We start from the raw sequence: 23,760 nt of genomic DNA, 5'->3' as shown, positions 1-23,760 counted from the left end.
GCGGCGGGCGTGGAAACCGCCGTGGCGATAAGCGAGGCATGACGCAGGCTCAGACCTCCACCGGCGCGCCGGTGGCCAGCGAGCGCTCGGCGCCGGCGAGGATCTCGACCACCCGCAGGCCGAAGTCGACCCCGCAGGGGTGCGGTTCGCCGGTGCCGGCCGAGGTCTGCAGGGCGTCCAGCGCCCGGTGCAGGGCGGCGATCGGGCCCTCGCCGCGCTCGGGCAGGTGGGCCACGCCGTGCTCGCCGCGCAGCTCCATGCCGGTGCCGCCGGCCGCGACCGGCGCGGTCAGGCTGAGCGCGAGGGTGCTGGACGCGCCGGCGGCGTGCCGCACCACCAGGTGCACGGTGTCCAGCGGGCCGGCCACCGCCGTCACCTGCGTCACGTCGCCCAGCACCGGCAGCAGCACCGACAGCGCGTGCGGGCCGACATCCCACAGTGCGCCCTTCTCCTGCCGCCACGGCGAGGCCGCGTACGGGCTGGCGCTGCCGGGGGCGAACACCGAGCCGAGCCAGTCCGAGCGGCCGGTGAACCAGCCGCCCAGCGCCGCCTGCCGCTCGATCCACGGGATCTGGTCGCCGCCGAAGCGGACGGTGAAGAAGACCACCGAGGCGACCTCGTGGGCCCGGACGGCCTCGGCCACCGCGCGCGCGTCCGGCACGGTCAGCGCCACCGGCTTGTCCAGCAGCAGGTGGCACCCCGCCTGCGCGGCCCGCACCGCGAGGCCCGCCTGCACGGTCGGCGGCAGCGCGATCGAGACCGCGTCCACCTCGTCGAGCAGCCGGTCGAGGTCCGCGTACCCGGGGACCCCGTGCGCCTCGCCGAGCGCCGCGGCCGCCTCCGGCCGACGGGCCCAGACGCCCGTGAACTCCAGCCCGGGGTGCGCGGCCAGCACGGGCGCGTGCACCCGCTCCGCCCAGGGGCCGGTGCCCAGCAGTCCGATCCGCACGATGTCTCCGTTCGTTCTTGTCGTTCTGTGGTTCAGCTCTGGACGCGGGCCAGCGTGAAGCCGTCGTAGCCCTTGCTGCCGACCGTCTGCACCGAGGTCGCGGTGACCCTCGGCTCGGCGGCGATCAGCTCGTGCAGCGCGCGGGTGCCGACGACCGCCGGGTCGGTGCTGTCCGCGTCCGCGACGGCGCCGCCGCGCACCACGTTGTCGACGATGATCAGCGAGCCCGGCCGGGTCAGCTGGAGCGCCCGCCGGAAGTACTCGGGGTTGCTGGGCTTGTCGGCGTCGATGAAGACCAGGTCGAAGGGCTCCACGCCCTGCTCCACCAGCGCGGCCAGCGAGTCGGCGGCGCGGCCGAGCCGCACCTCGGCGACCTTGTCCAGCCCGGCCCGCACCAGATTCCCGCGGGCGACCTCGGCGTGCTTCGGGTCGATCTCCAGGGTGATCAGGGTGCCGTCCGCGGGCAGCGCCCGGGCCAGCCAGATCGCGCTGTAGCCGCCGAGCGTGCCGACCTCCAGGATCCGCCGGGCGCCCTGGGTCAGCGCCAGCAGGTGCAGCAGCTTGCCCTGGTTGGGGGCGACGGCGATCTCCGGCAGTCCGGCCGCGTCGGCGGCGACCGCCGCCTCCTCCAGGGCCGGATCGTGCCCGACCAACTGCTCGGAGAAGTACGCGTCCACGGCGTCCCACGTCGACTGGGTCATCGGGCCCTCCAGTGTGCAAGATCGGCAGGTACCCGCCGATGCTACTCCGGGGGCCCAACACCCCCTCCGCGGTCAGGCCCTACGATCCGTCACTCCGCGACCGGCGCCTTGGCGGCAGCAGCGGCAGCAGCCGCCTCCTCCGCCTCGATCTTGGCGTGCGTCTTGGCCGCCCGACGCTTCATCACCCACGCCGAGAGGCCGCCGACCAGCACCGCCGCGGCCAGGCCCGCCCAGGAGAACCGGGACAGCCACGGCTCGATGCTCTTGCCGACCTTGTAGACCAGCAGCGTCGTCCCGCCGGCCCAGACCACGCCGCCCAGCACGTTGGCGACCAGGAACTTCCAGTACGGCATCTTCAGCGCGCCCGCGAGCGGCCCGGCGAAGATGCGCAGCAGGGCGATGAACCGGCCGAAGAAGACCGCCCACATCCCCCACTTCTGGAAGGAGCGCTCGGCGGTGGCCAGGTGGGACGGCCCGAAGTGCTTGGGGAACTTCCGCCCGAGCTTCTCGAACAGCGGCTTGCCGCCCTTGCGCCCGATCGAGTAGCCGATCGAGTCGCCGATGATCGCTCCGAGGATCGCGCACACCGCGACCCCCATCGGGCTCACCACACCCTTGACCGCCATCAGGGAGGCCGTGACCAGCGCGATCTCGCCGGGCAGCGGGATGCCCAGCGACTCCACCCCGATGATCAGGGCGACCAGGGCGTACACCGCGGTCGGTGGGACGCTCTCGATCCAGGCGTCGATGTGCAAGGCCAGTACCTCCGTGGCAGGACGGGACCGGCGCGGCCCTCAGCGGTGCCGCACGCCGATCCCGGCAGTTGTCCGATGGCGGCAACGCGGCCGCTTCCCCATCAGGGCAGCCTAACGTGCCGGGCGGCCTGTCCCCCGGCCGATCACCCGTGGTTACGACGTGTGGCGCCCCGCCGTGGTTCCAGCCCGACCAGGCTTTCCTCAAGATTCGGCAAAGAGCAGTGCGACCACGGACGGCCGCCCCTTCGCCCGGCGCACGAAGGGCAGCAGGGCACGCACCAGGCCCCGCCCGCCCTCCGGGTACACCTCGCGGGCCTCGCTCACCGCCGGGTGGGCGGTGAGCAGCTTGCCGCGCTCGTCCGCGTCCATGCCGAACGGCATCGGCGGCGCCTGGTAGTGCCGGTCGCGCAGCTTGCCCCGGACGGACCGGTCGCTGAACCAGCGCGGCACCGCGTCCAGGACGAGCGAGGCGCCGGGGAAGCGCTCGGCGCAGGCCGCGATCAGCGTGCGCACCTCGTCCGGCTGCAGGTACATCAGCAGCCCCTCGGCGCAGATGATCACCCCGCGGCCCGGGTCCACCTCCTCCATCCAGGCCGGGTCGGTGGCCGAACAGGCGAGGATCCGGTGCCGCTCGTCCGGCGGGAGCAGCCGCTCCCGCAGCGCGGCGGTCTCCGGCAGGTCCACCGACAGCCAGTCGGCCCGGCCGTTGTCGACCCGCCAGGCCTGGGTCTCCAGGCCGTCCCCGAGGCCGACCACGGTGCCGCGCGGGCACCGGGCGAGGAAGTCCGCCACCTCGCGGTCGAAGCAGGCCGCGCGCAGCGCCTGCAGCTGGCTGACCAGCGCGCCCTGCCCGAAGCGCTCCGCGAACGGGAAGTCGATCCGGTCGACCAGCTCGACCGCCTTCGGATCCTCCAGCACCGTGTCCGGCCGACGTGCCTCCACCGCCCGGTGCCACAGCGTCCACAAGGCCGTCTCCGGCACCTGCGCCAACTCCGGCCGCTCCCCACCGCTCATCGCTCACTCCCTCGGACGTGCTCCGCGCTGGACGTGCTCCGCGCTCCGGCCTGAACCCGCCGATTCTGACACCCCGGACGTGGGGAGGCTCGGGGCGACGCGCGGACCTGCGGACGACCGCCGCGGCGCCGCCGGGCCCGGCCGGGCGGCCCGGACGGCCCGGCCCCGTCGACCGGCGTGCGGCTCAGCCGATGCTGAAGGCGCCGTCCGGCGGGGGTGGGGAGTCGGTGGCGTCGGCGTCCGTGACGGGGGCGGTCCGGCCGACCAGCGCCGTCAGGTCGGCGCCCTCGGTGAGCCGGGCCGGGAAGATGTCGCCGGCCAGCAGCCGGGTCAGCTCGGCCACCGGCAGCGGCGCCGTCGAACCGGCCAGCAGGATGTTGCCGTACCGGCGTCCGCGCAGCACCGGGGCCTCGGCGACCAGGCAGGTGTACGGGAACACCGCGCCGACCGTCGCCGCCTGTGCCCGGGCGAAGGCGAGCGGCGGGCCGTCCGCCAGGTTGGCGGCGTAGCAGCCGCCGGGCCGCAGGGCGGCCGCGGCCAGCCGCAGGAACTCCACCGAGGTCAGGTTCGCCGGGGTGCGCGAGCCGTGGAAGACGTCCGCGATCACCAGGTCCTGGGAGCCGGCCGGGGTCTCGGCCAGGGCCGCGCGGGCGTCGCCGACGGTCGCGGTGATGTCCGCGCCCGGCCCCTGCCAGGGCAACTGCTCGGCGACCAGGTCGAGGAGCGGCCCGTCCACCTCGACCACCCGCTGGCGGGAGCCGGGGCGGGTGGCGGCGAGGTAGCGGGGCAGGGTGAGCGCGCCGCCGCCGAGGTGCAGCGCGTCCAGCGGCCGCCCGGCGGGGGCGAGGGCGTCGGCGAGGTGGCCGAGCCGCCGGGTGTACTCGAACTCCAGGTGGGTCGGGTCGGCGAGGTCGACGTAGGACTGCGGGGTGCCGTCCAGGGTGAGCAGCCAGCCGCCGTCCCGGTCGAGGTCCGGCATCAGCTTGGCGAAGCCGAGGTCGGTCCGCCGACCGACCGGCACCGGCTCGTTCGTCACGCCTTCTCCTCCACCGGCTGCTCCCCCACCGACGCGACGTCCAGGTAGGCGGCGAGCCAGCGGTCGAGTTCGGCGAAGACCTGGGTGCGGGCGGCCTCGCCGGAGAGGACCAGGTCGTGCATGCCGCCCTCGATCCGGACGATGGTGACGTGCCGGCCCAGCCGGGGGCCCTGGTCGGCGATGTCGTCGGCGCGCAGCACGGCGTCGGCGTGGTGCAGGGCGTTGTGCCACTTGGTGGTGGCGATCGACCTGGTGGAGGCCATCAGCAGCACCGGCACGTCGATCCCGAGCCCCTGCCGCAGCCGCCGGTGCCCCTGGTGGATGGCGGCCAGCCAGCCCGCGAACAGCGGGAAGCCCTCGGCGGGCTTGAGGGTGAGGTCGAAGTCCCACTCGCCCTTGTGGTCCTTGTGCAGGCTGTGCGTGTAGTGCGGGTTGAGCGTCGACGGCAGCACCCGGGTCGGCGCCAGCCGCCCGATCGCGATCACCGCCGGGCCGCCGACCGTCCGGACGGCGGGCGCGGCCGGCATGGACAGGAACGGGCTGTTCAGGAACAGCCCGTCCACCAGGCCCCGCCCCGATCGCCGCCCGGCCCACAGCGCCCCGATCAGCCCGCCGGTGGAGTGCCCGTTCATCAGCAGCTGCCGGTGCCCGTCCACCTCCCGGATGATCCGCACCGCCTCGTCGATCTCCTCGTCGTACTCGGCGAGGTCCCGGACGAAGTTCGGCGACTGGTGCGGGCGCAGCGAGCGGCCGTACTTGCGCAGGTCCAGGGCGTAGAAGGAGAACCCGAGCGCGGCGAAGTGGTCGGCGAGGTTGGTCTGGAAGAAGTAGTCGTTGTACCCGTGGATGTACAGCACGGCCCGCTCCGCCCCCGGCACCACCCGCCGCACCAGCGTCGCGCAGACCTCCCCCTCCTCGTCCGCCCGCAGGGTCAGCTCGGCCGCCTCGTAGGGGGCACCCAGGACGTCTTCCCGAAACTCCATCTGCGCCGCACCCGTTCTCTGCTCTGCCCGCCGACCTGGCAGGCGACCACCGTTCCGAGCCACGACCATACCGGCCGGTAGCCCCCCACTGCGCGGCGGCGTCCGCCTCCGGGGCACATCGGGCCGGTTCCGGGTGGGGCGGGGCTGCGCGGGGGCCGGTCCGCGCGCACCCCGGCCGCTCCCCGTGCGCCTGCTGTGCGCCGGTGGTCGTGTGGAACGCTTCCCGGACAGATCCGACTCCGGTTGTCACGCAGGCGAGTTGAGGAGAACACATGCCGCAGGCCGGCCAGAGCCACACCGATCCGTCGCTGTACCGTTCGGCCGCTGAGGCGATCGCGGCGCCGCCGGAGCGGCTGGCGTACGTCGCCGGGTTCGACCGGGCCGGGGAGCGGCCGGACGCGCTGCTCACGGTGGACACCGACCCGGCCTCGGCGAGCTACGGGAAGGTGGTGAACTTCGCCGAACTTCCCACCTTGGGCGACGAGTTGCACCACTTCGGGTGGAACGCCTGCTCCAGTGCCCTCGCGCACGCCTGCCACGAGAACCCGGAGCGGCGGTATCTGCTGCTGCCGGGGTTGCGGTCGTCGCGGCTGCATGTGATGGACACCAGGCCCGACCCGGTGCGGCCGCGCCTGGTGAAGACCGTCGAGGCGGAGGAGCTGGCGGCCAAGGCCGGGTACTCGCGGCCGCACACGCTGCACTGCGGGCCGGACGGGGTGTTCCTGTCCTGTCTGGGCAGCGGGGACGGCACCGACGGCCCGGGCGGGGTGGCGCTGCTGGACCACACCACCTTCGAGGTGCTGCGCCCCTGGGAGACCGAGCGCGGTCCGCAGCACTTCGCGTACGACGTCTGGTGGCACCTGGGCACCAACGTCGGCGTGACCAGCGAGTGGGGCACCCCGCGGATGGTCGAGGACGGGGTGGTGCCGGAGCTGCTGCTGGGCCGCAAGTACGGGCACGCGCTGCACTTCTGGGAGCTGGACTCGGGGCGCCACCTCCAGCGCGTCGACCTCGGCGACCAGTACCAGATGGTGCTGGAGCTGCGCCCGGCGCACGATCCGCAGGCGGAGTGGGGCTTCGCCGGGGTGGTGACCAACGTCGAGGACCTGTCCTCCTCGGTCTGGCTCTGGTACCGGGAGGGACCGGCGTTCACCGCGCGCAAGGTGATCGAGATCCCCGCCGAACCGGCCAAGGTCGAGGATCTGCCGCCCGCGCTGCAGCCGTTCGGCGCGGTGCCGCCGCTGGTCACGGACATCAACCTGTCGGTGGACGACCGCTGGCTGTACGTGTCCGCCTGGGGCACCGGCGAGTTGTTCCAGTACGACGTCTCGGACCCGTTCCACCCCCGCCTCGCCGACTCGGTGCGCCTGGGCGGCGTCACCGCGCGCACCCCGCACCCGGCCGAGCCGGGGCGCCCGTTGAGCGGCGCACCGCAGATGGTGGAGATCAGCCGGGACGGGCGGCGGCTCTACCTCACCAACTCCCTCTACGGCGCCTGGGACGACCAGTTCTACCCGGACGGCATCGAGCCGTGGATCGTCAAGCTGGACGCCGACACCGAGGCGGGCGGGCTGCGCATCGACGAGCGCTTCTTCCCGCACGGCGCCGACTTCCGGGGCCTGCGCGTCCACCAGACCCACCTGGCGGGCGGCGACGCCTCCTCTGACTCGTACTGCTACCGGTAGAGCGCCTGGTCGTACCGGACCCGCGCCAACGGCAGCCCGGCCGCGAGGAGTTCGGAGCGGACGGCGGCGACCATGCCGACCGGGCCGCTGATGCAGGCCAGGTGTTCGCGCCAGTCCCCGGCGCCGGCGACCGCGTCGGCGAGCCGCCCGGCGGTGACCGGGGTGAGCGCCAACCAGGGCTTGTGCAGGCCCAGTTCGGCGACGGCCGACCAGTCGTAGAGGTCGGTTCGGTCCCGGGCGCCGACGAACAGGTGCACCCGGCGCCCGGGCGGCCGGTGGGCGGCCTGCTGCTCGATGATGGCTTTCATCGGGGCCAGCCCGGTGCCGCCCGCGACGAGCAGCAGGTCGCGGGGGTCGTCCTCGGGCGGCAGGCCGCCGCGCGGCGGGCCGAGGCGCAGCCGGTCGCCGACGGCGGTGCGCTCGACCAGTGCCGCGCTGACCCCGTCCGGGCCGGTGCGGCGGACGTGGAACTCCAACTCGTTGTCGGTGCGCGGGGCGCAGCCCATCGAGTACTGCCGCCAGGTGTGCGGCAGCCGCGGGTGTTCGACGGTGCCGTACTGCCCCGCCCGGTACGGGTACGGCTCGCCGGTGCGCACCCGCAGCACGGCGAGGTCGGGGCGGCGGCGCTCGTGGCCGGTCACCACGGCGTGCCAGTACGGGGGTTCGGTGAGGGCGGAGTCGGCGCCGGCGGTCATCGCGCCGACGGCGAACCGCAGCATCCGCACCCAGGCGGCTTCCAGTTCCCCGCCCCACCGCTCGCCGGCCCGGTGCCGGATCGCCGCGCACAGGGCCTCCTCGAAGGCCTCGTAGTGGACCGGCCGTACGCCCAGTTTGCGGTGGTCACGGCCGAGTTGGCGGAGCATCGACTCCAGTTCGGCCGGTCGGTGCAGCTGGTCGATCAGGTGCCGGAAGATCCGCTCCAGGTGAGCCTGCTGGAAGTCCATCGAGGCGGGGAAGAGCGGGCGCAGGTAGGGGCGTTGGCCGAACATGACCGCGTAGAGGTGGTCGATCAGGCCGGCGAGCGGGGAGACCAGGCCCAGGCCGCGTCGGATCACGCGCTGGTCGGCGGCGCCGTCGTAGCCGTCGCTCCCGGTCTCGGCCTCCGACGGCGAGGCGGGGGTGAGGAGTTGGCGTCGCAGTCGCATCGCGTGGTGGCGGGCGATCAGGCGGTCGTACTCGTGTGTGCTGCTGTTGTCCATGACCTGCCCAGTCAACCGCCGTCCGCCGAAACGGTGAAGGGCCGATGGCCCCGGACGCTCCCGGGACCATCGACCCCGCTCAGGCGCCCTGGCCGGCTTGACCGCCCTGGCCGCCCTGAACGGCCTGCCCGGCCCGGGCCACCCCGCCCGTCGAACCGCCCGTCGAACCGCCCGTCGCCGCGGCCGCCTCGGCGTGGTCGTCAGTGGCCGCCCAGCTGGCCAGCAGGCGCAGGGACTCGGCCGAGCTGGAGCCGGGCTCGGCGTGGTAGGTGACCAGCACCTGGTCGGGCTCCCCCGCCGGGCGCAGCGTCTCGTACTGGAGGCTGAGCCGGCCGACCACCGGGTGGTGCAGCTGCTTGGTGCCGTGGCCCTTGTCCTGGATGCCGTGGGCCGCCCAGAGGCGACGGAAGTCGGCGCTCTTGAGGGAGAGTTCGCCGATCAGCGAGGCGAGCCGGGGGTCGTCGGGGTCGCGTCCGGCGTCCAGCCGCAGCATGCCGACGACGTCGGTGGCCTTGCCCTCCCAGTCCTGGTACAGCTCGTGCGCGGCCGGGTCGAGGAAGACGTGCCAGGCCATGTTGCGCTGCTCGGGCGGCATCGCGGCGAAGTCGCCGAGCAGGGCGGTGCCGAGCCGGTTCCAGCCGATGACGTCCAGCCGCCGGCCGATGACGTACGCGGGCACGCCCTCCATGGCGTCCAGGAGCTGCTGGAGCGCGGGCCGGACACACTGCCGGCGGGCGGCGGCCCGGCCGGGGCGGCGGCGGGCGGGCTTGGTGAGCCGGCCGAGGTGCTCACGCTCGGCGGGGCTGAGCCGCAGGACCCGGGCGATGGCGTCCAGGACGGCGACGGAGACGTTCTCGCCGTGGCCCTGTTCGAGCCGGGTGTAGTAGGCGGTGCTGACACCGGCGAGCTGGGCCAGTTCCTCCCGGCGCAGCCCGGGCACCCGCCGCCGGGTGGTGGTGCCCGGCAGGCCGACGTCCTCGGGCCGCAGCCGGGCGCGGCGGGATCGGAGGAACTCGCTCAGTTCGGTGCGCTGGTCCATGTCTGCAGTATGCGGGGGATCCGCGCGGACAGGGCGGGCCAGGGTGACACTGCCATGCGTACGCTCCCTGGTCGTACGTCCGGTTTCCCTACGCCCGGGGTTCGTACGTCCTGACTTCGTACGAAGACCTCGGGACTGGTTGGCCGCTCCGCGCCGCCGCAGGCTGGAAGCATGACGAACACGACGACGAACGCCATGACGACGAGCACCACCGAGGTCGCCCCCGAGGGCACCACCCGCACGGTCGCCGCCTACGCCGCGGCGCGGCCGGACGCCCCGCTGGAGAAGACCACCATCACCCGCCGGGCGGTGGGCGAGCACGACATCGTGATCGACATCAAGTTCTCCGGCATCTGCCACTCCGACATCCACCAGGTCGGCGAGGACTGGGGCTCCGGCATCTTTCCGATGGTGCCGGGCCACGAGATCGCCGGCGTGGTCCGCGCGGTCGGCCCGGGCGTCACCCGCTGGCAGGTCGGCGACCGGGTCGGGGTCGGCTGCTTCGTCGACTCCTGCCGGGAGTGCGACAACTGCCGGGCCGGCCTGCAGCAGTACTGCACCGGCCAGGGCGGCGCCGTCTTCACCTACAACGGCGTCGGCCACGACGGCCTGCCGACCTACGGCGGCTACTCCTCGGAGCTGGTCGTCGACGAGGGGTACGCGCTGCGCATCCCCGACAACCTGCCGCTGGACGCCGCCGCGCCGCTGCTGTGCGCCGGGATCACCCTGTACTCGCCGCTCGCGCACTGGGGCGCGGGCCCGGGCCGGAAGGTCGCGATCGTGGGCCTCGGCGGGCTCGGCCACATGGGCGTGAAGATCGCCCACGCCATGGGCGCGGAGGTCACGGTGCTCAGCCAGTCGCTGCGCAAGCGGGAGGACGGGCTGAAGCTCGGCGCCGACCACTACCGGGCCACCTCCGACCCGGCCACCTTCACCGAGCTCGCGGGCACCTTCGACCTGATCGTCAACACGGTCTCCGCCGACCTCGACCTGAGCGCCTACCTCGGCCTGCTGCGCACCGACGGCACCCTGGTGCAGGTCGGCGCACCGGAGAAGCCGGTCACGGTGAACGCGCACGCGCTGCTCACCGGCCGCCGCTCGCTGGCCGGCTCGATGATCGGCGGGCTGCCCGGCACCCAGGAGATGCTGGACTTCTGCGGCGAGCACGGCATCACCGCCGAGATCGAGCTGATCCGCGCCGAGCAGATCAACGAGGCCTACCGGCGGGTGCTGGCCGGCGACGTCCGGTTCCGCTTCGTGATCGACGCCGCGACGATCTGATCCCGCAGGTCCGCAGCCGGAGCCCCGACCTCAGCGGCGCCCCGGCGCCCCGTACCCGGCGACGCCCGCCCCCCGGTGCTCTCCCAACACCAGGGGGCGGGCGTCATCGCGGGCCGGGGCGCCCTACACCCCGACCGCCGGGGCGCCCTACACCCCGACCGTCTTGGCCCGGGAGGATCGGCGTTCCTGGCGCCGGTCCTCCCGCCGCTGCCGCCCCCGGCGCAGCGGCTGCTCGGGCAGCCAGCCGAAGGTGAGGCAGGAGCCCACCAGCCCGAGCAGCATCCCGATCAGGAAGCCGCCGAAGTTGGAGGTGAGCCAGCTGGCCAGCGAGGCGAGCACGCCGATGACGGAGTAGAACAGCCGCTGAGCCGGGTTGAACAGGATCAGCAGACCGCACACCACCATCACCGCCGGTACCAGGTACCCGGCCAGGCCCTGGATCCCGACGTGCAGGATGACGGGCAACGGGGCGCGCTCGACGAACAGGATCTCGGCGCCGCCGAGGAACACCAGCAGCCCGCCCCAGAACGGCCGCTTGCCCCGCCAGTCACGTTTGACCGGGCGGGTGGCGGGGGCAGGGGCGGGGGCCGTCCCCTCGGCACCCGCCGCCACGCCCTCGCCGGGGCCGGCCGGCTCCGGCACGGACTCCGCCATGGTCAGCAGCCCTTGGAACTGAAGCTCAGCCGCAGGTTGGGCAGCTTGAACCCGACCGCCGTGCTCGCGTAGTTGTGCTGGTTGAGGTGCGTCAGCACGACGGTGTCGGCCTGCTGCCCGAAGACACCGGGGTTGCCCTTGCCCTTGTCGCCAGCCTTGGTGTACGTGCTGGCGTCGCCGCCGATCTCGATGTTGGTGAACTCCGCGTCGCCGGACAGCATGTCGGAGTCGGTGGTGAGGTCCGTGGCGCTGACGGGAGTACCGCCGTCGCCCGCGTGGATCACCAGGTTGACGCCGCCGAGGTCGACGCTCTGGCACAGGTTGGTGATCTGGGCGTTCTTGATCGCCGAGACCGCGACCAGGACCTGACCGCCGGTGGAGCCCTGGTTGGGGCTGTCGGGGATCATCGAGTCCAGGCCGCCGAACTGCGCGAAGCCCTTGCCGTCGAGCCTGTCCGCAGTGATCGTGAACGGCATGCCGCTGATCGAGAACTGGGCGGCGAGTACGCCCTGGGCGGTGAGGGTCATCAGCACGGCGCCCGCCGCGACGGCCGGGACGGCCATCAGGGCGCTGCGCTTCAGCCGTACCCGACCTCTCCTGGCGCCGGTCGGCGTCTCCGGTGCCTCGGCCGCGGCGGCGGCCTCCTCGGACATGGCCATGTGTGCTCCCTGTAGGTGGGTGGGGTGTACAGGCACTGGCACGGTGCCCTGGCGCGGACAGCGTTCCACGGCCCGGCCGGGCCGCCCGCCCCTCGGCAGCGGGGCGGGCGCGGTCGGACCGCAGGTTGAGTAACTGGGAAGCTACTGCTCGGTATTGGCCGGGTCAATACGGGTGCACGAAGGATCTTCACCAATCGGCAACCCGAGCCGACCGGCCGCTTCCGCCGCCCCGAGGAAGGGGGCGAGGCAGAACATGCTCAACACCGGTAGGAGTTCCGGCAGTTGAACGGTCCTACCGGAGTCGATCCGCCGGTAGACCGCGCTGTAGACACCACCCACCACGGCATCCACCATCTCCATCAGCCGTACACCAGCGGGTGGTTGGGGAACCTCTGCGAAGAACGCCCGGAATCGGGTGAGGAGTTGGTCTCGCTCGCGGCGCCCGGCCGGGCCGACCGCCTCGATCTCGATCACCGCCATGGTCGCGAAGGCCGGTGTCCCCGCCAGCAGTTGGAGCATCGCGCCGAGCGCCTGCCGGATCCCGGCGCACCAGTCGGACTCCGCCGCGAAGGCCGCCGCCATCCGCCGGATCACCACCCCGGTGCCGTGCCGGTGCGCGGCCAGGAAGGCGTCCTCCTTGCCGCTGAACAGCTCGTAGAAGACCGGCCTGGTCACACCCGCGGCGCGGCAGATGTCGCTGACCGTGGCGTGCTGGTAGCCGCGCTCGGCCACCGTGTGGACCAGCCCGTCGAGCAGCCGCTCACGCTGGGTGGCGGCGACCACGCCCGGGGGCAGCCGGCTCGGCCCGCGCTTGATCGACCGGGCCGGGTCACGGCCGGTCCGCGCGCCCGGCAGCAGGATCACGTCGGCACTTCGGAGGTGTTTCCGTTCCATCACCAACTCCTGTGACCTGTCTTGACATTGACGCAACGCCGGGTTTACAACACTGACAGGTTTCCAACCGGTGGGCGACCCTGTCACCACCGGATGACCTCCAGGGCTCCGACGGCCCCGGGCCAACCGCCCGGGCCACGGGACCACGAGCGGACGCAGGCCCGCGGCGGTGGCAGCCGCCGACGTGCACCCCACTGCACTGCAGCGCACGTCCGCACCTTCACGCCGTTGTGCCTTCACACCGCTGTGCCGTACGAGCGGGCCCGTGGCGCCGGGCCCGCCGCACCACGGGCCCGCGGAGCCCCCGGTACGCCGGGCCACGCACGCCATGCCCACGCACCTCCCCCGCCGTGCACGCCATCACACCCGCACCGCGGGCATCCCCCACCCGTCTCCGCACGGAGAGAAGTCACCCTCATGCGCTTTCGCCGCACCCTCGGTACCGCCGCCCTCGCCGCACTCGCCCTCACCTGCGCGGCCGTCGCACCCGCCCAGGCCGACGGCTCCGCGGTCCTGACCACCGGCAGCTCGACCGGCCCGGACGTCGCCGTCGGCGACGTCCTCACCGCCAACCTGGTCTCGGGCACCAACGCCACCTTCTACAACAGCGCCACCGGCTCCAGCGGCATCAGTTGCGCCAACTCCGCCTTCTCCGCCACCGTGACGGCCAACCCGGCCGCCCCCGGCAACGCGGTGGAGCAGCTCAACACCCAGACCTTCGGCTCCTGCTCCTCCAACGTCCTCGGCGTCACCGGCGTCAAGAGCATCACCGTCAACAACCTGCCGTTCACCAACACCGTCGGCGACGGCCCCGGCAACCCGGTCTCCCTCACCCCCGGAGCGGCCGGCGCGATGAAGACCACGGTGGTGCTCAACACCATCCTCGGCAGCATCAACTGCGTCTACCAGACCACCACCGGCATCTCCGGCACCACCTCGAACACCGGCAACACCATCGGCTTCTCCAGCCAGCCGTTCAGCCTGGTCTCCGGCTCCGGCCTGTGCTTCTCGACCGGCTACTTCAGCGCCACCTACGGCCCGGTCACCGACACCTCGGTGGCGGGCAGCCCGCTCGTCTTCGTCAACTGACGGTCGGCTGACGGTCGCCCGACGCCCCGGGCGGGCCGGAACGAACGAACGGCGTACGGCGACCCGGGGTCGCCGTACGCCGCTTCGTCAGGTCCAGGGTCTACGGGGCGATCCAGACGCAGTACACCGCCACCATCACGGCGGCGGCCAGGAAGGTCTGGCCCACCATCGTCGGCGGCCAGGTCCTGTCCTCCGACTCCCCCTTGCGCTTCGCCTCCATCAACCGCCGGGCCAGCTCCTTGCGGTGGCCGATGGCACCCAGCGGGAAGATCAGCACCACCGACGTGTACATCGCCAGGACGGTGGCCTCCTCCAGCTGCTTCGCCGCGTAACTGCCCAGCGCGAAGACCGCCATGGCGAACGGCGCCAGCGCGGTGCGGATCCGGTACTCGCGCGTGGGCATCTCCGGCACCATCAGCACCAGGAACACCGCCGTCGCCAGGATGGCGATCCACCACCACGACACGGCACCGAGCCCCAGCACGTCCACCTCAGACCCCCTTGTCACGGACGTTCGGTCACGCACGTCCACTCGCAGGCAGCCTAGCCATGCACCAGGGAGGCGCCCGCGCCACCCCCGCGACAGCGAAGTGACCGGCGGGTAGGGTGCTGCCGCACGGACACGGCCGACAGGAACGGGGCGGGGCATGGGCAGCGGCGACGGCGACGGCACGGGCTTCTTCGCATCGGTGGCGGACACCGCCGACCAGCTGGCCGCCACCGGCTACCTGGCCTCCACCGCCGTGGCCACCACCGTCTTCCTCGCCGACCGGCTCGGCAAGCCGCTGCTGGTCGAGGGCCCGGCCGGCGTCGGCAAGACCGAACTCGCCAAGGCGGTGGCCGCGGTCGGCCGGGCCCGGCTGGTCCGGCTGCAGTGCTACGAGGGCATCGACGAGGCCCGCGCGCTCTACGAGTGGAACCACGCCAAACAGCTGCTGCGGATCACCGCCGGCCGCGACGAGGGCTGGGACCAGGCCCGCACCGACATCTTCGCCGAGGAGTTCCTGCTCACCCGCCCCCTGCTCACCGCCATCCGCGGCGACGAGCCCACGGTGCTGCTGATCGACGAGATGGACAAGGCCGACGTCGAGGTGGAGGCGCTGCTGCTGGAGGTGCTCAGCGACTTCCAGGTCACCGTGCCCGAGCTCGGCACCATCACCGCGAGCCGGCGGCCCTTCGTCCTGCTCACCTCCAACGCCACCCGCGAGCTGTCCGAGGCGCTGCGCCGCCGCTGCCTCTTCCTCCACCTCGACTACCCGGACGCCGAGTTGGAGCGCCACATCGTCCGGCTCAAGGTGCCCGGCCTGGACGACACGCTGGCCGCCTCGCTGGTCCGGGTGGTCGGCGCGCTGCGCGCGATGGAACTGCGCAAGGCGCCGTCCGTCGCGGAGACCATCGACTGGGCCCGTACCCTGCTCGCGCTCGGCGCGGACACCCTCGACGAGGCGGTCGTCCAGGACACCCTCGGAGTGATCCTCAAGCACCAGGACGACATCCGGAAGGCCGCGCAGAAGCTGACCGTCGCATGACCACCGCCCCGCCACCGGCCGACACCGCCACCCGGCTCACCGGCCTGGTCCGCGCGCTGCGCGGGCACGGCCTGCGGATCGGCCCGGCCGAGACCGTGGACGCGGCGGCCGTCCTCGACGTCCTCGGGCTCGCCGACCGCGAGCAGATGCGGGCCGGTCTGGCCGCCGCGCTGCTGCGCTCGGACGGCCAACGGGCCGTCTTCGACGCCACCTTCGACCTGTTCTTCCCGCTCGGCGTCGGCACCCCCGAGGCCCTGCGCACCCACCCGGCCGGACACCCGGCCGAACACCCGGACGGGAACCCGCCCAGGAAGCCGGACGACCCCCCGCCACCGCGCTTCGGCCGACCCGACCCGCTCCGCGACGACCTGCGCGAACGCCTCGCCGCCGCCCTCGCCGCCGACGACCGGACCGCCCAGTCCCGGCTGGCCCGCGAGGTGGTGGAGGCCTTCGGCCGGTACGGCACCGGCAACACGCCGACCTCGGACGGCTGGTCGGCTCACCAGGCCCTCGGCCGGCTCGCCCCCGAGACGCTCCTCGCCCGGATCCTCGCCGCCCTGCGCGAGCAGGCCGGCGCCCCGGACCTCTCCGACCGCGTGCTCGCCGACGAGATCCGCCGCCGCATCCAGGACTTCCGCGCCCTAGTCACCACCGAGGCCCGCCGCCGGGTCGCCGAGCTGCGCGGCGCCGAGCGGATCGCCGAGCGCGCCGTCGCCCCCACCGCCGACCGGATCGACTTCCTCGCCGCCGGCCGCGACCAGCTGGCCGAACTGCGCCGCACCGTCCACCCGTTGGCCCGCAAGCTGGCCACCCGGCTGGCCGCCCGGCGCCGCCGCGCCGCACGCGGGCAGATCGACCTGCGCCGCACCCTGCGCCGCTCGCTGTCCACCGGCGGGGTGCCGCTGCGCCCGGCGTACCGGCTGCGCCGCCCGGCCCGGCCGGAGCTGGTGCTGCTGTGCGACGTCTCCGGCTCGGTCGCCGGGTTCGCCGACTTCACCATGCTGCTGGTGCAGGCGATGAACGAGCAGTTCAGCAAGGTACGGGTGTTCGCCTTCGTCAACCGCACCGCCGAGGTGACGGCCCTGCTGTCGCGCGGCGGCGCCGACCCGGCCCGGCTCGCCGCCCGGATCCTCGCCGAGGCCAAGGTGATGGGCCACCACGGCAACAGCGACTACGGCTCCGCCCTGGGCGAGTTCGCCGAGCGGCACCTCGACGCGGTCGGCCCGCGCACCAGCGTGCTGATCCTCGGCGACGCCCGCAACAACCACCGCGACCCGAACCTGGACGCGCTGCGCCGGATCGCCGGCCGCGCCCGGCGGGTCTACTGGCTCAACCCCGAGCAGCCCGCCCTCTGGCCGACCGGCGACTCCGCCGCCCTCGCCTACACGGACGTCGTGGAGATGCACTCCTGCCGCAACGCCCGCCGCCTCACCGAGCTGATCGCCCGCCTGCTGCCGGTCTAGGGCCAAGGCCACTGACTTGACAGCGCCCGAAAGTCGTTGACCTGCGGCGATGCCGGGGCCCAAAGGCTCCGGCAGGCCACCAGGTCAGTGGCATTGGCCCCAGGGTCCGCACGTCTGCGCGGACCACACGGCCACGCCTGTCAGGACCACCGCCACGCCTGTCAGGAGGTGAGGATGGAGATGCCGTCTCCGAGCAGTTTCAACCCAAGAACGAAGAACAGGGCCGCCATCACAGCGACATTGTGCTGGGCCGCCCAGTCTTTCCAACCGCCGAGCGTGGTTCTCGCTCGCTCTCCTCCGAGCAGGAAGACCCCCAGTGGGGCCAGCAGGCCGAGGGAGGCGATCAGGACGAAGATCGCCAGCGACGCGATCTGCTGCCCGACCGGTAGTCCGGCTGAGCCGATCGCGGCGCCTGCGGCGATGGTCAGCGGGGCGTTCTTGGCGTTGAGCGCGGCCAGGGCCGTTCCGAGTCCGAACACCTTGACCGGCGTGAGGCGGTCGATCGCGCCCATCCACTTCGGCAGCTGAGCTTGCGAGGGATCCACCGGGCGCCGGTGCCACTGCCGGGCGCCGAAGAGGACGAGCAGCACGCCCAGAGCGAGCTTGAGAACTCCCACCCAGGTGGCCGGGTGATCGCGGGCGGAGGCACCTGCGGGGGAGGCGATCGCCAGCATCACCGCGCCCAGTGCCGAGAGTCCCAGGATCCAGCCGGCGGCGAAGAGCAATCCGTTGAGACGTCCCCGAGGCGTGGCGAGGGTGAGGATGATGGCGATGATCGGGAGCGGGCTGACCGCGACACCGGCCGCAAGCCCCAGCACGTCACCGAGGACTTTGCCCATGCTTGCCTCCAGCTGAGGGGTCGGGTGGCGATCGAGTTGAGCACGGCCGGCGGGGAGTGCGAGCCCTGACCGCCGGCACGCGGCGCGGCGGGACCGTCGTGGACGTGTCCGGGGCGTGTTGAGCGGATCGGCGGCTCCCCGTTCCATGGTCCTGCGCCATTCCGCATATGTCCTCCGGAGCTTCTCGGAGGGCTCTCGACAAGCCACTCCCGGTGACCACCTCGCCTCGGGCCGGAAGTGCGAGGCGGCGCGTGGGCGGCCAGGATGAAGGGTGAGGGCGATGGCGCCTCGTGTCGGGTGCTTGGCGTCTCTCGCACCGATCCGTGGCAGGAGGATCTCACGATGACCGCAACGGCAGGAGCAGCCCAGTCGGCTCAACCCGAGCGTCCGGGCAGGAAAGATGGGGTCTGTGGCGAGTTCACGGTGTTCACCAGGATCAAGCCGGGCCATGCGGATGCGCTGCGTGAGGATCTCGCCAGGATCGCCGACACGTCGGACAACGAGGGGAACCGTGCGGCGTTGCGCCAGATCGGCACCCTGCACGACGCACGCCATGTGATATTCGACAACGACACCCGGTTCATGTTCGCCAGCGTCTTCGACGGCTCCTGGGACACCTACATCGACGACTTCGGCAAGACGGCGGTCGGAGCGAACTTCGAGAGGGTCTTCTCGCACAGCGAGGGGTTCCCCGGCGTCAGCGATCCAGGGGCGAAGGACTGGTTCGTCGCTCACCAGGAACCCGCGGGTGTCTTCGTCAGCGCCTATCCCGATCTGACCGTTCAGCAGATCTGGAAGGACCAGCACGTGAACGAGGCGTTCCAGGAGGTGCTGGACACCCCTGAGTTCCGGGCGGCACTGGAGAACCCGGCCAACGCGGAGCTGCTGGCGACGCCTGCCTTCCAGAAGCTGCTGGAGGAAGCCGCGGTCTAGGGCCTGTCCGGCCCTAGCACCCGGACACGACCAACCCTCACAGCCGGCCCGACACCATCGGCCCCACGCGGGCGGTGGTCGGCCGGCTGCGGCTGGGCTGTCCGGACCGAGACCGAGACCGAGACCGATACGGAGGCAAAGGCACACATGAATACGGCGGACAGCAGCAGCGCAGCCGCGGTGGGCGTCGAGATCGACGACGTCCAGAGCGGCGCGCTGCGTCCACGCCCAGTTCCGTACCAGGGAAAGTTCGTCTTCCTGCACGTCGACGACCGCCACGCCGGGCGTGCCCTGCTGCAGCGGCTGCTTCCGTTGACCTCGGGTGGTCTGCCCAGCGTGGACTCGAACCAGGGCGCCTGGGTGGCGGTGGCGTTCACCTACCAGGGACTGAGGGCCCTGGGGGTGCCTCAGGAGTCGCTGGAAAGCTTTCCGCGGGCGTTCCGTGAGGGCATGGCCGCTCGGGCGAAGCTGATCGGTGACGTGGGCGAGAGCGGCCCGGCCCACTGGGAGGCACCGTTTGGAACGGGCGATGTTCACATCGCGTTGAGCGCCCTCTCCTCCGACGCGGCACAGCTGGACCAGGAGCTGGAGCGGGCCCGGGTCGCCTTCCAGGACACGCCCGGTGTCCAGGTGATCTGGCAGCAGGAGGTCCATCAGCTTCCGACCGGGCGCACCACCTTCGGCTTCCGCGACGGCATCAGCCATCCGAACATCGAAGGCGTCGGACTGCCCGGCTCCAACCCGCAGGAAACCCCCATCAAGGCCGGTGAGTTCATCCTCGGCTACCCCGACGAAACCGGCAATCTGCCGCCCATGCCCAGCCCCGAGGTGCTGGGGCGCAATGGCACCTACGCGGCCGTGCGCAAGGTCCACACCAACGTGGCGGCCTGGCGCCGGTACCTGCGCGCGAACAGCTCCAGCGCCGAGGAGGAGGCACTCCTGGCGGCGAAGATGGTCGGGCGCTGGCCCAGCGGGGCGCCACTGACGCTGACGCCGGAACGCGATGATCCGGAGCTGGCGGCCGATCCGCACCGCGTCAACGACTTCCTGTACCGGGAGAACGACGATCGTGGCTTCCGGTGCCCCGCCGGTGCGCACATCCGGCGCGCCAACCCCCGCGATGCCACCATCATCGGCGATGCCCGGATGCACCGCCTCATCCGCCGCGGCACCACCTACGGCCCGCCGCTGCCCGAGGGCGTGCTGGAGGACGACGGCGCCGACCGGGGCCTGGTCGGAGTCTTCATCGGGGCTCATCTGGAACGGCAGTTCGAGTTCATCAAGGCCGAGTGGGTCAACGACGGCAACTTCATCGGCTACCCCGGCGAGAAGGACCCGGTAGCGGGGCATCACGGCGGAACCGGCAGCGTCACCATCCCGGAGAAGCCGGTCCGGCGTCGTCTGCGGAACCTGCCCAGCTTCGTGGTCACCCGGGGCGGTGAGTACTGCTTCGTGCCGGGTCTGCGTGCCCTGCGCTGGCTCGCGGAACTGGAAGGCTGAGGGGGATTTCCGCCCCCTCAGACCCCACTACGCTCCGAGGAGAGGTCGAAGCCATGGCAGCACAGTTCGTCCCCTACACGCCGGATGTCGAAGACGATGATCCGCATTTCGACCGCGCCCTGCGGACGGTGATCGAAAGGACCGAGAGCTACATCAGCGAGTCGGTCAGCGCCGGTGGCACCGGCCGGGCCCTCCGCGACGCCCATGCCAAGGGCTACGGGCTGGTCCGAGGGCAGGTGGAGATCCTGGACGGGCTTCCTCCCGAATACGCCCAAGGCATCTACGCGACTCCGGGAACCCACGATGCGCTCATCCGCTTTTCCAACGGTTCGCCTCACGCCGGAGCCGACGCGCGACTGGGCAGCGCCACCGGACTGGCGCTGAAGATCTTCGACATCGCCGGCCCGACCCTGCTGGACGACGAACCGGACACCGGCACATTCGACTACGCGAACATCAACGCGCCGATCTTCTTCTGCAATACGGTCGAGCACTACCTGTTCATCCAGGAATTGTTCTTGAACGCGCCGTCCTACTTCTCCCAGGGCCGGCCCGGAGCACATCGTTTCTTCACCGATTTCGTGACCGGAAAGGGAACGCTGGACCAGGACGACTGGGCGTGGGACGAGTTCCTGGCCTTCGTGCGTCTGTCGAAGATCGCCCCGGTCAACGTACTGCTGTCGAGCTACTGGACCATGGGAGCGGTCAGGCACGGAGACTACATCGCAAAGGTGCGCATCGCCCCCGACCCGCGCTTCGCCGCCGCGGTGGTTCGGCGTGCCATCGACCCGGCCTCCGCGGCGGAGGTCTTTCGACCGGCCCTGCAAGCCGAGCTGCAGGAACGCCCCTACGCCTTCGACATCCAGGTCCAACTCTGTACCGACCTGGAGCGCATGCCGGTGGAGGACACCACCGTGGAGTGGCCCGAGCAGCTCTCGCCATCCGTCACCGTGGCCAAGCTGCGGCTGCCACAGCAGGACATCTCCGGCCCGGAAAACCTCGAGACGATGGATGCGCTGTCCTTCACGCCCTGGCGGGTCACCGCCGAGCACGCACCCCTGGGCAACATCATGCGGGCCCGCAAGGAGGTCTACCGGCATTCCTCCATCGAGCGCCACAAGCTCAACCGGCAGCCGCGCACGGAGCCGCGCAGCATCGACGAGGCGCTTGGCCCGGCGCGCCACGGCTAGGTCCGGTCTGGGGCCTGCCCGGCAGCGGCCGCCGGAGGGGCGGCGGCTCAGGTGGTGACGACGGTTCGGCGGTGGTTCACGTGGTGCCGGCGGTTCAGCTGGTGGCGCCGGCCCGGCGCAGCAGGTACGCCCCGGAGGCAGCGGCCAGGAAGGCCGTGCAGACGGCGACGGCCAGACCGGCGTCGGCCAGGCCGATCAGTTCGGCGAGCAGGCCGACCCCGAGGACCGGGATCGAGATGCCGAGGTAGGCGACGACGAAGAGCGCCGAGAGGACGCCGCCGCGGTGCTCGGCGGGAGCCGCGACGGCGACCTCGCCCACCGCGCCGCGCAGGCCCATGCCCTGGCCCGCGCCGCCGATCAGGGCGCTGAGCACCAGGGGTGGCAGGGTGGTCGAGGCGAGCGAGGCGGCCATCAGGGCCAGCCCGGCGATGAGCACCAGGCAGCCCAGCGGGATCGCCCGTGCGGTGCCCAGCCGGGGCACCAGGAGCTGGCCGAGGGTGGAACCGAGGAAGGCCGTGAAGACGATGAGGCCGACCACGGCGGTGTCGTGCACGTGCAGGACCGTGGCGAGGAAGGCGGGGCTGACCGCGGTGAACACGCCCAGCAGGGAGAAGCCGGCGAACGCGGCGATCCCGGCCGGGACGAACACCCCACGGACCTCCGGCGGCAGGGACGGCCGGCACGGCCGGGCGGTGCGCAGCCGGCGGGCGCCGGCGACCGTCTCCGGCAGGAGCCAGGTCACCGCGAACGAGACGGCGAGCAGCCCCAGGTGCACGACGAAGGGCAGGACCAGGGGGCCGGGCGCGTACCGGGCGAGCACTCCCGACAGCAGCGGTCCGCAGCCCAGGCCGCCCATGTTGGCGGCGGTCGCGGCGAAGCCCGCACGGCCCCGGTCCCCGGGCGGGGCGAGCTCCAGCACGTACGCGGTGGCGGTGCCGGTGAACAGGCCCGCCGACAGGCCGGACAGCAGGCGGCCCAGGGACAGCAGGGGCAGGCCGCCCTCGGCCAGGAAGGCGAGGGCGCTGCCGGCCGAGAGCACCAGGCCGCACAGCAGGACGGGCCGGCGTCCGACGGAGTCGGAGACGTTGCCGACGAGCAGCAGGACGCCGATCACACCGACGGCGTAGATCGCGAACACGACCGTCACCATCAGTTCGGAGAAGCCGATCTCCTCCTGGTACAGCCCGTACAGCGGGGTGGGCAGGGTGGTCCCCGCCATGGCGACGGCGAAGGCGCCGGCGGCTCCGAGGTAGCCCGCCCGGCCTGCGGCGGGCCGCTTGGTCCGACGATCGGTCATCCGCCCACGGTAGGCGCCCGCCCGGGCCGGGCCCGCGACGCGCGGAGCCGGCTGCGCCGAATGGCCGTCACCTGCCGCTGGAGGAGGGCGGGACGCCGCGGCGGCCGGCGGCGGGCACGGGTGTCCGGTCGGTTCGAACTGGTGTGGACGGCGCGTCGGGGGGCGGACACGCCGTGGCAATGATCCGGTCGGGCAGCGCGCGCCCTACCAGCGGCCACGGGCCGCGGTGATGATGAGCGGACCACGCGTGATCCAGACGACTCCGCAGGCCGGCCCGGCACGGGCGGACGTGCGGTGGAAGGAGTCCACGTTGTTGCTTCTCATCTCCCCGGACAGCGTCGAGGAGGCCCTCGACTGCGCCAAGGCGGCGGAACACCTCGACATCGTCGACGTCAAGAAGCCCGACGAGGGCTCGCTCGGCGCGAACTTCCCGTGGGTCATCCGGGAGATCCGCGACGCCGTCCCGGCGGACAAGCCGGTGTCCGCCACCGTGGGGGACGTGCCGTACAAGCCCGGTACGGTGGCCCAGGCGGCGCTCGGCGCGGCCGTCTCCGGGGCCACGTACATCAAGGTCGGCCTCTACGGGTGCACGACGCCCGAACAGGCCGTCGACGTGATGCGGGGCGTCGTCCGGGCGGTGAAGGACTACCGGCCGGACGCGTTCGTCGTCGCCTCGGGCTACGCCGACGCCCACCGGATCGGCTGCATCAACCCGCTCGCGCTGCCCGACGTCGCCCTCCGCTCCGGCGCCGACGCGGCCATGCTCGACACCGCGATCAAGGACGGGACGCGGCTGTTCGACCACGTCCGGCCGGACGTCTGCGCGGAGTTCGTCCGGCTGTCCCACGAGGCCGACCTGCTCGCCGCCCTCGCGGGCAGCGTCAAGGCGGCGGACCTCGGCGAGCTGACCCGCATCGGCACCGACATCGTGGGAGTGCGCGGGGCGGTCTGCGAGGGCGGCGACCGCACCACCGGACGGATCCGACCGCACCTGGTGGCCGCCTTCCGGGCGGAGATGGACCGGCACGCCCGGGAGCACTCGGCCGCCGTCACCGCCGCGAGCTGACCGCC

General features: G+C 72.7%; 23 protein-coding genes. 9 read left to right on the top strand and 14 right to left on the bottom strand.

The genetic code is table 11. From position 1 onward, the window contains the following. Positions 1-49 precede the first annotated feature (49 nt). From P3T27_RS27975 to P3T27_RS27950, 6 genes are all read right to left on the bottom strand, one after another. Complete coding sequence (locus P3T27_RS27975) at positions 50-949, bottom strand: Gfo/Idh/MocA family oxidoreductase (RefSeq protein ID WP_280683307.1); 900 nt, start codon at positions 947-949, stop codon at positions 50-52. A 32-nt stretch (positions 950-981) separates the two neighbouring features. Then, positions 982-1,650, bottom strand: a complete 669-nt coding sequence (locus P3T27_RS27970) for an O-methyltransferase (protein WP_280683305.1) — start codon at positions 1,648-1,650, stop codon at positions 982-984. An 89-nt stretch (positions 1,651-1,739) separates the two neighbouring features. Further along, positions 1,740-2,405 carry a DedA family protein gene (locus P3T27_RS27965; protein ID WP_280683304.1) on the bottom strand — a complete coding sequence of 222 codons (666 nt, stop codon included), beginning with the start codon at positions 2,403-2,405 and terminating at the stop codon, positions 1,740-1,742. A gap of 201 nt (positions 2,406-2,606) precedes the next feature. Continuing rightward, on the bottom strand, positions 2,607-3,419 hold the full coding sequence (locus P3T27_RS27960) for a class I SAM-dependent methyltransferase (protein WP_280683302.1): 813 nt from the start codon (positions 3,417-3,419) through the stop codon (positions 2,607-2,609). 184 nt (positions 3,420-3,603) lie between these two features. Then, positions 3,604-4,398: a fused MFS/spermidine synthase gene (locus tag P3T27_RS27955; RefSeq protein WP_280683441.1), complete on the bottom strand. Its 795-nt coding sequence runs from the start codon at positions 4,396-4,398 to the stop codon at positions 3,604-3,606. Positions 4,399-4,451: 53 nt separating this feature from the next. Continuing rightward, positions 4,452-5,438 carry an alpha/beta hydrolase gene (locus P3T27_RS27950; protein WP_280683300.1) on the bottom strand — a complete coding sequence of 329 codons (987 nt, stop codon included), beginning with the start codon at positions 5,436-5,438 and terminating at the stop codon, positions 4,452-4,454. Between the two features lie 272 nt (positions 5,439-5,710). Here P3T27_RS27950 and P3T27_RS27945 point away from each other — a divergent pair, with 272 nt between their 5' ends. Further along, positions 5,711-7,123, top strand: a complete 1,413-nt coding sequence (locus tag P3T27_RS27945; protein WP_280683299.1) for a selenium-binding protein SBP56-related protein — start codon at positions 5,711-5,713, stop codon at positions 7,121-7,123. Here P3T27_RS27945 and P3T27_RS27940 read toward each other — a convergent pair. Next, positions 7,114-8,322 (bottom strand): globin domain-containing protein, encoded by a 1,209-nt coding sequence (locus P3T27_RS27940; RefSeq protein ID WP_280683297.1) that lies wholly within the window; start codon positions 8,320-8,322, stop codon positions 7,114-7,116. The two genes, P3T27_RS27945 and P3T27_RS27940, sit on opposite strands and share 10 nt — an antisense overlap. 79 nt (positions 8,323-8,401) lie before the next feature. Next, entirely contained in the window at positions 8,402-9,361 is a 960-nt protein-coding gene (locus P3T27_RS27935; RefSeq protein WP_280683295.1) for a helix-turn-helix transcriptional regulator, read from the bottom strand. A gap of 195 nt (positions 9,362-9,556) precedes the next feature. On the opposite strand from P3T27_RS27935, the gene P3T27_RS27930 reads away from it, so the two are divergent. Further along, positions 9,557-10,642: an NAD(P)-dependent alcohol dehydrogenase gene (locus tag P3T27_RS27930; protein WP_280683439.1), complete on the top strand. Its 1,086-nt coding sequence runs from the start codon at positions 9,557-9,559 to the stop codon at positions 10,640-10,642. Between the two features lie 147 nt (positions 10,643-10,789). Here the strand turns inward: P3T27_RS27930 and P3T27_RS27925 are convergent, their stop codons facing one another. From P3T27_RS27925 to P3T27_RS27915, 3 genes are all read right to left on the bottom strand, one after another. Further along, complete coding sequence (locus P3T27_RS27925) at positions 10,790-11,296, bottom strand: DUF6114 domain-containing protein (protein ID WP_280683294.1); 507 nt, start codon at positions 11,294-11,296, stop codon at positions 10,790-10,792. Positions 11,297-11,298: 2 nt separating this feature from the next. Next, positions 11,299-11,955: a DUF6230 family protein gene (locus tag P3T27_RS27920; protein ID WP_280683292.1), complete on the bottom strand. Its 657-nt coding sequence runs from the start codon at positions 11,953-11,955 to the stop codon at positions 11,299-11,301. Positions 11,956-12,096: 141 nt separating this feature from the next. Then, positions 12,097-12,849: a TetR/AcrR family transcriptional regulator gene (locus P3T27_RS27915; protein WP_280683290.1), complete on the bottom strand. Its 753-nt coding sequence runs from the start codon at positions 12,847-12,849 to the stop codon at positions 12,097-12,099. 417 nt (positions 12,850-13,266) lie between these two features. Here P3T27_RS27915 and P3T27_RS27910 point away from each other — a divergent pair, with 417 nt between their 5' ends. Next, complete coding sequence (locus P3T27_RS27910) at positions 13,267-13,938, top strand: Tat pathway signal sequence domain protein (RefSeq protein ID WP_280683288.1); 672 nt, start codon at positions 13,267-13,269, stop codon at positions 13,936-13,938. A gap of 100 nt (positions 13,939-14,038) precedes the next feature. Here P3T27_RS27910 and P3T27_RS27905 read toward each other — a convergent pair whose 3' ends face one another. Next, positions 14,039-14,428, bottom strand: a complete 390-nt coding sequence (locus tag P3T27_RS27905; RefSeq protein ID WP_280683286.1) for a hypothetical protein — start codon at positions 14,426-14,428, stop codon at positions 14,039-14,041. Between the two features lie 157 nt (positions 14,429-14,585). Between P3T27_RS27905 and P3T27_RS27900 the strand changes: the two genes are divergently transcribed. Next, positions 14,586-15,467, top strand: coding sequence for a MoxR family ATPase (locus tag P3T27_RS27900; RefSeq protein ID WP_280683284.1), 882 nt, complete (start codon positions 14,586-14,588; stop codon positions 15,465-15,467). Beyond that, a complete protein-coding gene (locus tag P3T27_RS27895) occupies positions 15,464-16,930 on the top strand; it encodes a VWA domain-containing protein (protein ID WP_280683282.1) in 1,467 nt (488 codons plus the stop codon). Before P3T27_RS27900 ends, P3T27_RS27895 begins: the two co-directional genes overlap by 4 nt. A gap of 161 nt (positions 16,931-17,091) precedes the next feature. On the opposite strand, the gene P3T27_RS27890 is transcribed toward P3T27_RS27895, so the two are convergent. Beyond that, on the bottom strand, positions 17,092-17,769 hold the full coding sequence (locus P3T27_RS27890; protein ID WP_280683280.1) for a GAP family protein: 678 nt from the start codon (positions 17,767-17,769) through the stop codon (positions 17,092-17,094). 342 nt (positions 17,770-18,111) lie between these two features. Between P3T27_RS27890 and P3T27_RS27885 the strand changes: the two genes are divergently transcribed. From P3T27_RS27885 to P3T27_RS27875, 3 genes are all read left to right on the top strand, one after another. Next, on the top strand, positions 18,112-18,702 hold the full coding sequence (locus P3T27_RS27885; RefSeq protein WP_280683278.1) for a hypothetical protein: 591 nt from the start codon (positions 18,112-18,114) through the stop codon (positions 18,700-18,702). Positions 18,703-18,849: 147 nt separating this feature from the next. Then, entirely contained in the window at positions 18,850-20,202 is a 1,353-nt protein-coding gene (locus P3T27_RS27880) for a Dyp-type peroxidase (protein ID WP_280683276.1), read from the top strand. A 53-nt stretch (positions 20,203-20,255) separates the two neighbouring features. Beyond that, entirely contained in the window at positions 20,256-21,392 is a 1,137-nt protein-coding gene (locus P3T27_RS27875; protein ID WP_280683274.1) for a catalase family protein, read from the top strand. Positions 21,393-21,486: 94 nt separating this feature from the next. Here the strand turns inward: P3T27_RS27875 and P3T27_RS27870 are convergent, their stop codons facing one another. Next, complete coding sequence (locus P3T27_RS27870) at positions 21,487-22,689, bottom strand: MFS transporter (protein WP_280683272.1); 1,203 nt, start codon at positions 22,687-22,689, stop codon at positions 21,487-21,489. Between the two features lie 289 nt (positions 22,690-22,978). Here P3T27_RS27870 and P3T27_RS27865 point away from each other — a divergent pair, with 289 nt between their 5' ends. Next, positions 22,979-23,755, top strand: a complete 777-nt coding sequence (locus P3T27_RS27865) for a (5-formylfuran-3-yl)methyl phosphate synthase (RefSeq protein ID WP_280683437.1) — start codon at positions 22,979-22,981, stop codon at positions 23,753-23,755. Positions 23,756-23,760 lie beyond the last annotated feature (5 nt).

Source organism: Kitasatospora sp. MAA19 (genome assembly GCF_029894125.1).
GTDB lineage: Bacteria > Actinomycetota > Actinomycetes > Streptomycetales > Streptomycetaceae > Kitasatospora.
The sequence above is the reverse complement of the archived record's forward strand: the minus strand, read 5'-3'. Positions and strand labels throughout refer to the sequence as shown.